Source organism: Arthrobacter sp. MOO21 (genome assembly GCF_057369995.2).
In genome coordinates this window covers 4,113,853-4,127,833 of record NZ_CM170671.2, presented here as the reverse complement: position 1 = coordinate 4,127,833, position 13,981 = coordinate 4,113,853, and the positions used below count along the sequence as shown (strand labels likewise).

At 63.1% G+C, this 13,981-nt stretch carries 14 protein-coding genes; 8 read left to right on the top strand and 6 right to left on the bottom strand.

All coding sequences use genetic code 11. From position 1 onward, the window contains the following. The first annotated feature begins 94 nt into the window (after positions 1-94). Positions 95-943 carry a hypothetical protein gene (locus tag AC2JAJ_RS19235; protein ID WP_486414842.1) on the top strand — a complete coding sequence of 283 codons (849 nt, stop codon included), beginning with the start codon at positions 95-97 and terminating at the stop codon, positions 941-943. Positions 944-1,037: 94 nt separating this feature from the next. Here AC2JAJ_RS19235 and AC2JAJ_RS19230 read toward each other — a convergent pair whose 3' ends face one another. The 3 genes from AC2JAJ_RS19230 to AC2JAJ_RS19220 all read right to left on the bottom strand — a co-directional run bounded on the left by AC2JAJ_RS19230 (position 1,038) and on the right by AC2JAJ_RS19220 (position 3,842). Beyond that, positions 1,038-1,280: a hypothetical protein gene (locus AC2JAJ_RS19230; protein WP_486414843.1), complete on the bottom strand. Its 243-nt coding sequence runs from the start codon at positions 1,278-1,280 to the stop codon at positions 1,038-1,040. Between the two features lie 769 nt (positions 1,281-2,049). After that, entirely contained in the window at positions 2,050-2,277 is a 228-nt protein-coding gene (locus tag AC2JAJ_RS19225) for a DUF2188 domain-containing protein (RefSeq protein WP_486414844.1), read from the bottom strand. 698 nt (positions 2,278-2,975) lie between these two features. Continuing rightward, positions 2,976-3,842: a GntR family transcriptional regulator gene (locus AC2JAJ_RS19220; RefSeq protein WP_478221825.1), complete on the bottom strand. Its 867-nt coding sequence runs from the start codon at positions 3,840-3,842 to the stop codon at positions 2,976-2,978. 270 nt (positions 3,843-4,112) lie between these two features. Between AC2JAJ_RS19220 and AC2JAJ_RS19215 the strand changes: the two genes are divergently transcribed. The 7 genes from AC2JAJ_RS19215 (at position 4,113) to AC2JAJ_RS19185 (ending at position 10,213) form a co-directional block, all read left to right on the top strand. Continuing rightward, positions 4,113-5,378 carry a RuBisCO large subunit C-terminal-like domain-containing protein gene (locus tag AC2JAJ_RS19215; RefSeq protein WP_478221824.1) on the top strand — a complete coding sequence of 422 codons (1,266 nt, stop codon included), beginning with the start codon at positions 4,113-4,115 and terminating at the stop codon, positions 5,376-5,378. A 1-nt stretch (position 5,379) separates the two neighbouring features. Beyond that, the gene (locus AC2JAJ_RS19210; RefSeq protein WP_478221823.1) at positions 5,380-6,678 is read left to right on the top strand and encodes a four-carbon acid sugar kinase family protein; all 1,299 of its coding nucleotides are present in this window, start codon (positions 5,380-5,382) and stop codon (positions 6,676-6,678) included. A gap of 52 nt (positions 6,679-6,730) precedes the next feature. Then, complete coding sequence (locus tag AC2JAJ_RS19205; RefSeq protein ID WP_486414845.1) at positions 6,731-7,774, top strand: zinc-dependent alcohol dehydrogenase; 1,044 nt, start codon at positions 6,731-6,733, stop codon at positions 7,772-7,774. Positions 7,775-7,847: 73 nt separating this feature from the next. Continuing rightward, positions 7,848-8,885 (top strand): 2-keto-3-deoxygluconate permease, encoded by a 1,038-nt coding sequence (locus tag AC2JAJ_RS19200; RefSeq protein WP_478221821.1) that lies wholly within the window; start codon positions 7,848-7,850, stop codon positions 8,883-8,885. A gap of 108 nt (positions 8,886-8,993) precedes the next feature. Next, positions 8,994-9,245, top strand: coding sequence for a hypothetical protein (locus tag AC2JAJ_RS19195; RefSeq protein WP_486414846.1), 252 nt, complete (start codon positions 8,994-8,996; stop codon positions 9,243-9,245). A gap of 402 nt (positions 9,246-9,647) precedes the next feature. Beyond that, positions 9,648-9,848: a ribbon-helix-helix protein, CopG family gene (locus tag AC2JAJ_RS19190; RefSeq protein ID WP_133352300.1), complete on the top strand. Its 201-nt coding sequence runs from the start codon at positions 9,648-9,650 to the stop codon at positions 9,846-9,848. Continuing rightward, entirely contained in the window at positions 9,845-10,213 is a 369-nt protein-coding gene (locus tag AC2JAJ_RS19185; RefSeq protein ID WP_486414847.1) for a type II toxin-antitoxin system death-on-curing family toxin, read from the top strand. Before AC2JAJ_RS19190 ends, AC2JAJ_RS19185 begins: the two co-directional genes overlap by 4 nt. A gap of 1,187 nt (positions 10,214-11,400) precedes the next feature. On the opposite strand, the gene AC2JAJ_RS19180 is transcribed toward AC2JAJ_RS19185, so the two are convergent. The 3 genes from AC2JAJ_RS19180 to AC2JAJ_RS19170 form a co-directional block, all read right to left on the bottom strand. Continuing rightward, entirely contained in the window at positions 11,401-11,958 is a 558-nt protein-coding gene (locus AC2JAJ_RS19180; RefSeq protein WP_473697439.1) for a copper resistance CopC family protein, read from the bottom strand. A gap of 12 nt (positions 11,959-11,970) precedes the next feature. Continuing rightward, complete coding sequence (locus AC2JAJ_RS19175; protein WP_486414848.1) at positions 11,971-12,711, bottom strand: YcnI family copper-binding membrane protein; 741 nt, start codon at positions 12,709-12,711, stop codon at positions 11,971-11,973. 121 nt (positions 12,712-12,832) lie between these two features. Further along, positions 12,833-13,423, bottom strand: coding sequence for a hypothetical protein (locus AC2JAJ_RS19170; protein WP_473697437.1), 591 nt, complete (start codon positions 13,421-13,423; stop codon positions 12,833-12,835). Positions 13,424-13,981: the final 558 nt, after the last annotated feature.

Here is a 13,981-nt window from a genome sequence, read left to right as displayed (position 1 = left end):
AGCGCTTTCAGAGATTGACGGCGCCTGGATTGCTCGTCAGACATCGTCACTACTAGTGGGCCCTTTGCGTCAAACGAGTTGTACTCTATGCTCCATGGCGAAGTTCCGAGTGCATGTGCCCTTCGAACCGGTGTTGCAAGAGGATCTGCAGTCAAGCGTGATATCTGGGTTGCCAGATACGGATTTGCCTCACGGCATCACATTGCGTCGCAACGGCGAGACGTACACAACCGAAATTGAGGTCTTGAGCCAGGATCCGAGGACAGCCAAACTAGACGCCATCCGTCTCGTTGAGGACTTCCTTGCGATCCTTGCCGCTTGGAACTGCGCATTCCAAGTTCGCATCTCCGGTATTCGGGCAGAAGTCGTTGAACGTGATCAAGGAATTGTATTCATAGAATCCCACTTTGCCGCTGTTGCCCAGCGAGGGGACCTTGTGACTGAGGCTGCGCTTTTCGAACGTCGCCATGCGCTGCCTGAATATTTGAAGAGCTGCCTGGAGCTGAATTACCTGCTGGTTCTTTCTTCTCGTCCCGAAAACCGTTGGCTTCTCGCCGCTACTGGAATGGAAGCATTGGCAGTAGGAGCTCTGGGGGATCAACCAAGGGTTTCCAAAATGCTTACCAAGCAGGGAAAGCGTGAACTGTGTTCAAATCTTCGATCGGTTCTGTCAGCTGCAGGACTAGGCGAAGTGAGCGATCGAGTCATTAATAGTGTCTTTTACACAACCCGTAACCGGGTGCCCGACCACGTTCAGGCGTTTCTTTCCACCGTGAGCATCAGAGACGTCCCGTTTGACGAGATCGAAGAGTGGTGGCGGAAGAGGGGAAACATCGCCCATGGCCAGGCAGTAGAGCTGGACTCGAGACGCCTGCAACAGCTAATCGATGTCTTTCAGAAAGCCTTGCGGAGAGCGGCAGGCGCCGAAGTTGAAGGCCGTTAGCTTCGGCAAGACTGCGTCTACCCGCCGAGAAGCGCGAATACAAAGCCCCAACGCCAGGGGAAAAGCGCCGCATAGTTTAGGAGTCTTAGCTGCTCTACGCAGCGAATGTCGCCCAGATGAGACCGGCAGTGCAGATGACTAGGCCGATTGTTGCCCACACGAGGGCCACAGAAGTGGTGCGAATCCGCTCGGACATCTGCTGATCGAGTTTGGCACGCTGCTCTATCACCCAGATGTCAAGCTTTGCACCGGCTCCCCAGGCGGTGTCCGATCCGCCGATGCGGCGCAAGAGCGTGCCGATTCTTTCCAGATCCTGAGGTGTGGGTTCGGGAACCAAGTGGGATACCTGTGATCGCTTCATGCTAAAGGATTGCATGATCCTGCTAATCGTCTCGCCTATGACCCGCAGTTCATTGGGCCGTATGGAGTCAAAACAACCCCTCATGGCACGCCCCACCAGCGTGCCTGTCTACTTGACTGCGAAAACTAAACCAGTCAGAACATTGGCGGCACCCTTTTGACTCGGATCGTGAGCCAGAACCTCCGCCGGGTATGCCGGATGAACGCTATGGAGAAGTGCTCAGCATGCCTTGAACGCCTCCGGATCCCAGGTGCGCCGAGGTGAACTTCAGCAATGGCTATATCAAAGGACCTAATCGTTGACCGCGTAGTCCGGAGAAGATACACCGCAAGCGAGGTTGAGCAGATCATTATCGACAGCGGCGACAAGACCGAGAAGGCCGGATAGACCACGGCTTCTGTGCCGGGTGGCGGATCCCAAACCCCGCCCGGCACAGGCCCAGCCCAATCGCCGCAGGAAGGCCAGGAACCTTCCAGAAGTCGGGCGGTCCGCCGCCCAGGGCGAACCACAGCAGCCACTCACCAGCGACGGACCGCCGATTAACGCACCCCACGTCCGCGCCCACCAGGTGCCGCGCCCCCAGGGAACAACGACGCTCCCAGCGGCTGCAGCACCCGAAGAAGAACATTCAGCTAAGCTGAACCCATAAGTTTCCTTTGCCGAGGAGAACGCAGAATGGCCGGCCTAACCGCCGGCCATTCTTGTATCTCCAGACAAGTCGCAACGCAAAAGCGGCACTCGGTAATCAGCCCGGGACGTTCCGCGGATCGTGGCCGTAGCTATTCTTCTCAGCGATCTGGCCGTCCTGGTTCTTGATGACGTGCTCCACCTTGTCCGCCTGGGCCGCTTCCCGGCCCGCAGCCACCGCTTCTTCCTTGGTGCCGTCGCCGGCGCCAAACGCGCGGTCAGTACCCTCACGCTTGTTCTTCCACTGGCCGTCTTCGTAGTACGTCTCGATATCGCCCTGAGCCACTGCATACTCCCTCTGCCGATTCGGATCCTGACACCCGCTGTACAACACGGGGAGCGAAAAGCCCCGCAGCACTTGGGACCGCGAGGCTTTCCTAACGCCGTCCGCCTGATGGTGGCCAGGCGGCGAAGCTGACACCAACCTAATAGCAAGCATGCTTACTTTTCAAGTCCGGGACGGCTCCCTCTCCCATGGTCCACACCATGCGCTGCCGGGCTCGCTGTTCGCCGTGGTTCATGTTCCTGCAGCAGGGACGACGCCCGTTCAGCATTGCCACCCCGCCGGATACCTATCAGCACTTCCGAGGGCTTGGGGCTTCTCAGGCACAGGGGGGCCGAGGCCCTTGGTGAACCGGCGGGGATCACCACAGTCGCCGGCGGCGCGACCTGTCGTTTTCAGAAGCTGACTGCACAAACTTCCCCTGAATTTCAGGGTTTGTGCAGGCGGCTCGTGACCACCGGCTGACCGGTACTCCTATGCACAAAGTTCCCTTTCGCCCGGTACTCCTATTCACCAATGCACAGACGTGTCACGAGAGCCTAGGGATTTTGAGGCACACAGGTTATGAGACAAGCCAGGCCCAAACGGGACAAGTCAGTGGCGACCCGCAGGGGTGCGCGTACGTCCTGCCGGGCGTCGACTCCCGACATCTTGAGATGTCCCGATGGATGTCAGGGGTCGGTTGGCCGCGGGGGCGCGCTTTAGCGTGCTCCTCGTTCGAGGTCGGCTAGTTCTGATTCAAGTTGCTGGGTCAGGTTCCGCAGGCGGCGAAGGTGCTCTTGGGAGACGCGGCCGGGCTGGCTTGTGACTTGTGCATCGACGTCGAAGACGGTGTTGGGGCTGTGCCAGACGTTGAACCATTCGAGGCCGTGGCCGAGGGCGTCGCGGGTTACGCCTTGGAGCAGGAGCAGTGGTTCGCGGGTGTTGATGTTTAGTTTCCGCGCCAGGTCAGGATCTGAGGACACGGCTTGGACCTGACGGGGTCCGCCGGCGGGGTGGTAGCCGTGGTCGCGCATGAGACTCAGGAGTGACGCGTTTTCGAGCAGTTCCGCGGTGAAGTGCGGGAAGAAGTCACGCGGGACCCAGGTACGCATGAACGCAACGGGAAGATCGTCGAGGTAGCGGACCCGCTCGATTTTCCAGGTGTTGTTGGTGTTAAGGGCCTCGATGCCTGCCCGGGGCGGCTCGGATGGTTCTACGGTGAGGACATGGGTGCGCAGGCGCTGGCCGTGCGCGGCAGCCTGTTCGTCCAGGCCGCCTGCGCGCTGAACGTGTCGGCGGAGGACGGGCGTTGCGGCTACTACGCTGCCGCGGCCGCGCTGGCGTCGGATCAGGCCAAGGTCAGCAAGGCCTGACAGGGCCTGGCGCACGACGCTGCGTGAGACACCGAACTGCCTTTGCAGTTCCTCTTCAGTGGGCAGGGAGGAGCCTGGGGACAGTGCCAGGTCCACGATCTGCCGGTGCAGGATGTCCCGAATTTGTGCATGGAGTGGGCCTCCGGCTTCCCGGTCCAGACCACCGCTGCGTCCCACCGGCCCCGACCCTGGTTCTGCTGGTTCCAAACTCACGCTTACTCCTTTGCCGCTGTGCAAATCTTAGCCCTCCCCTGCTCCTCTGACGCTGAGCAGTGACATCGTCCGGCCTTGACGTGACCTACACCACCCATTATTGTACGTATCAAAGGTACGTACAACTTCGGGGCTTGGGATCACAGGAGATGCCATAGTCCCGAAGTGGGAGTCACCTGCTTGAGCCCGCATCGGCGCGTGAGCGAAGTGAAAGTACCTGCAGGTGACAGTCGGATACGTGAGTTTCAAAACCCCCGAATTGGAGAATCCATGCGCGACCCGCGCTCGGTGCGTTGCACCTACTACCTAGAATCCGAGATCGATCCCGGGAAGGCCGCCGCCATCATGGCCGGCGAGCAGTCCAGCGGCACCTTCCTGCCGGTCCCGGGCGAATCCGCCCGCATCCGGGAACGGCACGCCGCCCGGATATCGGATGTGCAGGAGCTTGGTTTTTGCCGGCCTTCCTTGCCGTCACGGACCAACCCGGAAAAAGTCCGCGCTGCCTTGGTGACCGTTGATTTCCCGATGGAGAACGTCGGAACGGACCTGGCGACCTTGCAGACTGCCATTGCAGGCAATCTCTTCGAGTTGGGCGATCTGTTTGCCTGCCGGCTCCAGAACATTGAACTGCCGGAGGACTTCGTGGCAGCCCACCCGGGCCCGGCCTTCGGCATCGAGGGGACGCGCAAGTTCATCAGTGACGTTGAGGGCGTGATGGTTGGCACCATCGTCAAGCCCAATGTCGGGCTCTCGGAAGAGGAGTTCCGTCTGGTGGTCCGGGATCTGGCGATGGCCTCCATCGACCTGATCAAGGACGACGAGCTCATGACTGATCCGGCATACCTGCCTCTGGAACGCCGGGTCGCCGTTGCCACCGAGGAAATCCGCGCCGCCGAGCAGGTCACCGGCCACTCCACCATGTATGCCTTCAACATCACCGGTGACCTTGCCGGACTGCAGAAACGCCACGACCTGGTTGTTGAAGCCGGCGGCACGTGCGTGATGCTGAACATCCCCGTGATGGGTTTGCCCGCCCTGGCCTTGCTGCGCAGCTTCGCCGAGGTACCGATCCACGGCCACCGGGCAGGCCTCGCGGCTTCGATGCGGTCCAAGGCCCTGGGCATGGATTACCGGGTCTGGCAGCAGATGGCCCGCCTCGCCGGCGCCGATCACCTGCACGCCAGCGGGCTGGGCAGCAAGTTCTACGAACTGGACGAAGAGGTCGCGGCCAACATTCGCTGCCTCCTCGAACCGCTCGGGCAGACCATTGCACCGCTGCCTGTTTTGTCCTCCGGGCAGAATGTCACCACCCCCGGCCCCACCTTCGACGCGGTCGGTTCCACCGACCTGATGATGTTGGCCGGCGGCGGGGTCGCCGCCCACCCGGACGGCCCCGGCGCTGGAGTGCGAAGCCTGCGCCAGGCGTGGGAAGCAGCAGTGGACGGGGTGTCGCTGCAAAACGCAGCGGACAAACTCGCTCAAACGGGGGACGATGCTCTCCTGCACGCTGTCCAGACTTTCGGGAAAGGTGCCTGAGATGCCAGCTTTCGGTTTCGTCGCGGACGACCTCACCGGAGCCGCCGACGTCCTGGCCCAGTCCCACCGCTACGGCCTGGAAGCTGCTTTGGTCATCGGGGACGCGCCGCTGCCGAAGGACACCGACGTCGTCGGGTTTGCAGGACCGGCCCGCTCCCTGTCCGGAACAGCGTTCGACGACCTGGTCATCAGGGACCTCGCCGGGATTGCGGCCCTGAACCTGGACGTGCTGCTGTACAAGGTCTGCTCCACCTTTGACAGCTCCACCACTGTCGGGAGTATCGGCCGCGGGATCCAGCTGCTCCATCAGCAATTCCCCCTGCACGGACCCGTTCCCGTGGCGCCGGCCCAGCCCGCTTTTGGCCGATACACCGCCTTCAGCAACCACTACGCAACCTACGCTGGCCAGATTTACCGGCTGGACCGTCACCCCGTCATGTCCCGCCACCCGTCCACCCCCATGGCCGAGGCGGACCTGCGCCAGGTCCTGGCCGAACAGCTCGGCGGCACCCAAGTGCCCGGGGCGATCCACCTGCCCGCCTACCAGGACGGCACCTTCAAGGACTCCTGGGCGGAACGGCGCCGGGATCTCGCGGCGCAGGCCTTTGTCGTCGACGCCGTGGATGAACACCAGATGGACGCCATCGCAGAAGCCCTCACGCGGGAAGAACACGGCCACGGCCCATCCATCATCGTGGGATCCGGCGGCATCATGGCAGCACTGGCCAGGTCCATCTCGGACCAGGCCCCACGCACACCCGGCCCCCAGAAGCCGTCTGGACCAGTGCTGGCCGTCAGCGCCTCGGCCTCCAGCACCACGGCCGAGCAAATCAACGACGCCATCTCCAATGGCTGGGAAGACGTCCCGGTGCCTGCCGAACTGCTCCAGCGCGATGACACCGCACTGGTCGCCGCCCTCGATGAACGCGTTTCAGCCGCCCTCCGGGCAGGGCGCAACGTGGTCGTTCACACCACCCGCGGCGCGGCGGACCCACGCTACGGGGCCAGCACACCAGTGGACGCCGGCTACGTCGGCACCCTGATCGGAGGCATCGCCGCCAGGATGGCCAACGCCGGGCTCACCCGGGACATCGCCGTCTGTGGTGGAGATACCTCCAGCCACGCACTCATCGCCATGGGCGTGCGCCAACTCCGGGTGTCCGACCAGTTCGTCACCGCCGGCCCCATCCTGCGCGCCGACGGCGCCTCCGCCGTCGGCGGATCCCGGCTGCTGCTCAAAGGCGGACAGGTCGGACCAACCGACATCCTGCGCCGCTTCGCCGGCCAGCTCCCCAGCTAACACTCCACACAATTCCTCCACGCATCACCAGAACCAATGAAAGGCGGCCCCCATGCGGGCAGTAGTTAAGAACGCAGCAGAGCGAGGCGTCACGTACGTCACCGACGCGGGCGACCCCAAGGCAACAGAAGGCACAGTCGTCATCGAAGTAGGAGCCGCCTCCCTGTGCGGCACCGACCGCGAACTCTACGAATGGACCCCGTCAGCCCAGGCGTTCAACCTCAACCTCCCGGTCATCCTGGGCCATGAAGGCGCAGGAACCATCGTCGAGGTCGGTCCCGGCGTCACCGGGCTGCAAGTTGGCGACCAGGTTGCCCTCGAAAGCCACCTGACCTGCGGACAATGCTTCCCCTGCCGCACCGGAGACGCCCACACCTGTGAACGCACCGGGATCCTGGGCATGCACATCGACGGCGTCTTCGCCGAATACGCAGCCGTCCCCCAGGACATCTGCGTCAAGCTCCCCACCGGCCTGTCCCTCGAATCCGGAGCCCTGCTCGAAGCAGCAGGCGTCGCCGTCCACGCCATCCAGCGCGCCAACTACTCCGTCGCAGGCCGGGCCGTGCTCGTCAGCGGCGCAGGCCCGGTCGGCCTCGTCGTCGTGAACCTGGCACTACTCATGGGCGCCTCCCACGTCATCGCCGTCGACCCCAACCCCTACCGTCGCGCCCAAGCCGAAAAACTCGGCGCGACCGCCATGCACCCCAACGACGGCATTATCGAACGCTGCAGCGAACTAACCGGCCGCCGCGGCGGTTTCGACGTCGCCTTCGAATGCTCCGGAGCCCCCGGCACCCTCACCACACTCTTCGAAGCCGTCCGCCGCGAAGCCACCGTCATCACCGTCGGACACCCCAGCCGCCCCGCAGAAGTGGACATCGCCGCCTACATCAACAAAAAAGGCATCACCCTTCGCGGCATCTTCGGGCGCCGGCTATGGGAAACCTGGGAACAAAGCCTGCTGCTGCTTGACTCCGGCAAACTCGAGCTCGACTGGCTCATCACCCACCGCAAGAAACTCAGCGACATCGACGAAGCCGTAGAACTTCTCACCGGAGACGCCTGCAAAGTCCTGCTCATCCCAGGCCTCGGCTAACCCCAAAAAGCAACGGAACTGACGGTCCGAACCGTGCAGCTCCCAACCACCCAGCTATTCACAGGAGAAATCAATGACGATTCCCATCAAGAAAGCCCTTGAAAAAGTTCCCGGCGGAATGATGCTGGTGCCACTTGGCATCGGCGCCATCATCCACACCCTCGCCCCGGACGCCGGCAAGTTTTTCGGTTCCTTTACAGGGGCCTTCTTCACCGGTCTGGCGCCGCTGCTGGCCGTGTTCTTTGTCTGCCTCGGCGCGACACTCGAGGTCAAATCAACGCCCTACATCCTCAAAAAGGGCGGTGTACTGCTCGGCTCCAAAATTCTCTTCGCCGTCCTCATTGGCGTCATCGCCGGACGATTCCTCGGTGAAGCACCCATCGAATCCGGGATCCTCGCAGGCCTCTCAACCCTGGCGCTTGTCGCCGCACTGAATGACACCAACGGCGGTCTCTACATCTCACTGATGGGACAGTTCGGGCGTAAGCGCGATGCGGGTGCGTACTCCATCCTGTCACTCGAATCCGGCCCCTTCCTGACCATGGTCACACTGGGAATCGCCGGTCTCGCCGCCTTCCCCTGGCAGGCACTCGTCGGCGCCATCCTCCCACTGGCACTGGGCATGCTCCTCGGAAACCTCGATAAGAACATGCGTCATCTCCTGGCCCCGCTGGTACCGGCGATGGTGCCGTTCCTGGGCCTGGCCCTCGGCCTGACCATCAACCTCAACGCCGTCGTCGAAGCCGGACTGCTCGGCATCGCCCTAGGCCTGTTCGTGGTCTTCGTCGGCGGCGCCGTGCTGCTCCTCGCCGACAAACTCACCGGCGGTGACGGCGTAGCAGGCCTTGCCGCAGCAACCACGGCCGGCAACGCCGCGCTGGTTCCCGCCATCATCGCCACAGCCAACCCTGTCTACGCCCCGGCAGCAGAACACGCCACCGTCCTGGTCGCAGCCTCAGTCGTCGTCTCCGCCGTGCTCTGCCCAATCGTGACCTCAGCATGGGCAAAGAGGGTGCAGAAAAAGGAAGGCCTGGCGGACACAGAAGACAACGCGGTCGAGCAGGAGGCGCTAGCCCCCAAGCATGCAGGTAGTACCCCAGAACTGACCTAGCAGTACTAAACGAAAAGGGCGGGGCGTGCACACGGGTGCCCGCCCCGCCCTTCCTTATATACCCGGACCTGGTGGACGGAAACGCCTAAATCCACCGGAAGGAACACCATGAATGCAGGCACGCAGCTATTGAAAGTCCCATCCACCGACGCACTAAGTCGCCTACTCAGCTATCACAACTGGATTCACTTGAACCCGGGCGACAGAGTGATCGTCAAACGAACCGGATGTGCATCCGAAGGTGGCACGGTGGATGATGTCGGCGAAGACGCCTCATACTTTTGGGTCTGGATTGACGGCCAAGGCAGAACGCTGATCTTCCACGGAGACGGATCGGTCATTCACAAACTCCTCCACTAGTCTCAGCCGACATAACTAATAAGAGACATATGCGTCTCGAAACCCTTGGGAAATGAGACGTCTTACTTCCGCGGAGAGACGTCTGAGCTGCATGGTCGCCTATTTCCTACGGAATCTTCTACGCGCGATGGCAAGGGCGATTCTCGTAACTATGTCTCGTAACTTCGTAGCCAAAATCTGGCACTCATCCTTGGTTATGAGACAGGTGAGCGGGTGTCGGCTCGAGGGGATTAGAGCGAGGCCGGAAGTAAATACACTTCTGGCTTCAGCAGCGTACCTCCTTGAAAAACCCAACAGAGCTTTCCAGGACACGGCGACGCTGCACGGGTGAGTCTGGTCCCACCAGCGAGGTAGGCAGCCCAGTCAAGCGTGGGTACCGCTTTGGTACCATTGGGGATGGCTATGAATCTTCGTGTTCCTGAAGACCTCGATCGGCGGCTGGAGAAGTTGGCTGCCGAGGAACATACGTCCAAGTCCGCGCTTCTGTTGCAGGGTGCAGAGTTGGTTCTGCAGCGCCATGCGCGGCGGCGTGAGATCAGCGAGGGGCTTGATTTTGTTATGAGTCATGATGCGGAGTTGCTGAAGCGCCTTGAGGACGCGTGACGGCGTACCTGGACATTGAGGATGCACTCCAGGTAGTTGATCGATACGGCTTCCATATCCGCGACGTCGGATTGCTGGCCTCAGCATTGGCCAGGCCGGCTACCACTGTTATGGGTGTGGACGCCTATCCGGAGCTTGCGGTGAAGGCGGCCGCGTTGTTGGAGTCGGTCGCGCGGTTCCAGCCACTCATTGATGGCAACAAACGGACGGCGTGGACGCTCATGGTGCTGCTGCTGTGGATCAACGGTTACAGGCATGGCTTCACCACGGATGAAGGCTTCGACCTTGTCGTCGGAGTCGCCGCGGGCACTATCGACTTGCTGGACTCTGCCGCCGGGATTTCCAGTCATCTGATGCCCCGGTAGTGCTCCAGCGCCCCCGAAAGGGGGCTGTGGACAATGTCCACACTTTTCGTCCCGTACTGGGCCCAACAGCCTCCGGACTGTCCAGGACTCCGCATGTTTTCGCGGGTTCCCAGTGTTTGCAGGGCTTGGAATGTAGTTCGAGTCCCACCTCGGGCACAGTGTTTTCCCTCGTCAGAGGCTTTTTTGCTTTGACGTGTTGACAAAGCTTGCGCGGGGGCGCCTCTGACGGTGGGGGGTGCGGGCTTTTGCCTGGCTGCCGCGGAGCCTATGCAAGTGTGTGGGGTCGCGGGTTCAAGTCTCTGACTGGAGAGCCTTCCGCCTGCTGGGAGTGGGTTCTTGCGTTTCCTCGTTCCGGTTTTGTTGGGTGGGCGGTTGGTGAACTACACCTATTCATGTGCCGGGGGAGCGGGGGCACCGGCGGCGGCGAGCAGGACGAGCACGATGGGCAGCGCCAAGCCGTCGTTAACGCCGGATTCGCGTTCAGGAGGTGTCTGAGCCTGCCGGGAATTTCGTCCCTCCCAACGATGGCCGCGGCGAATGCCGGGTCTGTCGGGGCCAGGACGGCGCCCAGCAGAAAGGACTCGAGCCAAGGAAGTCCGACGAGGAACGCCAAGGGCACGAGTCGAACCGGGTGGAGCAGCATCGCACCGGTCGCAGTCCGGGCCCGCCGCTTAGTGGGGCGGGCAGGAGCCCGGACGTTTCGGACCCGGTTTCGGGCTGTTGTCCTCTCAGGACTCATTCACATATCTCTTCTGCCGCTGGCACGCGGCGAGATTCGCTAAGGAGGGGAAACATCCCCAACCGCCATCCCCTTCAGCGCGCGTATCCAGGGCAATGGGCCGGTCCGGCATGGGGGAGCGGTCTTCCGCTGCTCATCCAGCATGTTTGGGCACTATGTTTTCGCAGTTATTTCCTCCGCTATCCCGGCGTCACCGCTGAACCTAGCAGACAGGAAGTCAACCCGACCCGGAGAACCGGCTTCTTGATGACTCCTTAACGCCGCGGACGAGTAAGACGCATCCCGCAACATGCTGTGCCCTCGTCCCGATGTCGCCCCGCCATGCCTACAGCACGCCCCGCTTTCCGCGGGCGTCCTGTAGGCATGGGAGTGCAGCACCGGAGGAACACCGGCGCTCAGGGCCGCGTGCTGATCCCGCGCAGCCTCGGGGCATCCAAGCGCAGGCCGCTCAATCCTCGCCTTCGGAGTTCCGCAGCCGGCGCCGAACTAAAACCCCGGCCACTGCCAGCCCGGTGACCAGGATGGCAGAAACAATGCCCGCCACCACCAGCTGGGCCGGCAGCCCGGTATCAGCCGCAGCCGCCGCGGGCGCAGCAGCGGGTGCCGCTTTTGGCCCGCCTGCGGTGAAGGTGAAGGTACCCTCGATGGGGTGGCCGTCGGAGGACACCACGCGCCACACCACTGTGTACTTACCTTTGGGTGCATCCGGTTTCACAGCCTGGCTGACCTGGTTGTCAACGATCGATACGGGCCCATCCGCCTGGTCCGTGCCACTGGGGTCCTCCACGCGCACGATCGAGTTGATGGCGATGGGGGTGTGGTCGAATGTCAGTTCGATCTTCGCGGGCATGGCATCGACCGTGGAACCGCTGGCCGGGTTGCTGGACGCCAGGGAGTCGTGCGCCTGGGCCGGTGTCGAAGAAACCAGTAGGAACGCGGCGGTGGCGACCGGCAGCAGCACCCGTGCCAGCCAGGCCAGTGGAGTGGAGGAGGAGGTGGTCTTCATCGGTCTCCCCTTCTATTTTCCAGCGGCCCGGGTCCGGCGGCCGGCGAGGACCAGCCCTAGTGCTGCTGCGCCGAGTACAAAGCCTGCCGCCCCCAGCACCATGCCCCACATTGACGCCGCGTCCCCGGAATCCTGGGCCGTTCGGGTCACTTTCACTGCCGCGGCACCCGGTGACAGGGACGCCGTGGCGGCGGCAGCGCCGTCGTCGGCCGTTGTCACAAACGACGGTGCCGGGTGCTGGGGTTCCGGCTGTCCCTCGTCGTTCTCCTCGTCCCACTTCACCACGCTGCCGTCGGTGTACGTCTGGGCCGCTTTCAAGGTGACCCTGGTGCCCTCCGCGGGAAGCCGGCCCACGGACAGCGAGAAGGCCTGGTACTGGTTCTGGCCCAGTTGGTGGGCTTCGTCGGCGGTCCACACCACCGAGGCGGGGGCTTTGGTTACCGTTGTGCCGGCCACGGTGACGGGCTTGGGCAGGTCACCGGTGACCACCTTGGCGGTCCAACCCTCCACGGGCTTGACGGAGACGGAGGTGAAGGGAGTATCGGTTGGCAGCGTGACCTCGAGCTTGCTGGTCTTGGCGGTGGGGGACTCGTTGGGGACGTTAAGGGTCAGGTGGGAGTAGCCGTTGGCGCCGGTATCGTCTGGGTTCACGCTGACGTGGGCGGACGCAGCGGCGGCGCCGGCCGTCAGGATTCCAGCGGCAGCAGCGGAGGCGGTCAGGGTTCTGAGGGTACGGCGGTATGGGGTGTTCAAAGCAAAGCCTTCCAAAAGGGTGCGCCAAAATGGGCCGCAAGTGCGGCGGCGCAGGAAAAATGGCAACGCGGCGGGCCCCTGGCGCTTTCGGCCAGGGGGCTTCGCGGGGTTTGGCAGCCGCTTAGAGTGCGGCGTGGAAGTCCGGCGGCCCGCGGAGGGCGGGCAGGCGCAGGTTCCGCCACCGGAAGGTAATGACGACGGCGGCCGGCTCGGCAATGTGCGGCCACTCCGGGATGGCAAGGGAAGTCAGGATCCGGACCAATGGACGCAGCCATGCGGCCAGCGCCCACACTGCGACCTCGCCTTTCGCAAGGACTATGGCAGTGGCCAGGGTTGCTGCCGCATGCAGAACCAGCATCAAGGCACCGGGCACATTGGCATGCTCATGCATCAGGACTTCGGCCGCTGATGGGGACGGCAATGCGCTGTGCCCATGAGGGCCGGCGGCAGGAGTAAATGATGAGGACACAGAGAACGCGTCGAAGGCCCAGTGCAGTGCGACCTGGCTGGAAGCCAAGAGCCCGATCATCACAGGTGTCGTAACCCTGGTCTTGGAGAGGATCATGACCGGCGCCAACACCAGAGCCGCGATTCCGGCCAAGATTCCCTGCGATGGGAGGAGTCCTCCTGCCAGCAGGTGGGCTCCTGAAGCCAGAGCGAACATGGCCGCGGTAAAGACCAGGGTGCGGGGGAGCCGGAACGGGGCACTCATGCGACCCACCGCCCTTCCATCCGCCGTTGCCATGTTCCACTGTAGGGAAAGCCCGGCCGCAGCCAGTAATTGGCACGTCCCTGTCCCCGTTCTGCGCGAAGAACACATCGCCAGCTCTGGCCCTCCTGTGTTGGTGAGCCGCCGGCCGCGCTTAGGTTCCCGGCTTCGTCACTGTGCTGCATGCGGCTATCGGCCCTACTTGGCGATGCTGCGCAGGATTTGGTGCGCCACAATACGGTCGACGCCGGGCAGGCGGGTTACGCGGATGACCCACCTGCGCAAAAGGCGCTGGGCGCTGTTCCTGGGAAAGAAAGACGCGGCGGTCCGCCGTCCCGACTTTTGTGCCACCTCGACGACGGGGCGCCATTGCTGCTCGAACCGCTCCAGCGCCGCCCCGATGCCGCTGGGTGTGGCAACCGGCCCCAGGACGTCTCCGAGCAGCGCGGCCCCGGCGATGGCCAGTGAGCCGCCCTGGCCGGCCAGCAGCGAGACGGCGCCGCACGCGTCACCTACCGGGACGGTGCGGCCGGCGTGCCAGCGGGGCATGACCACCAGCGC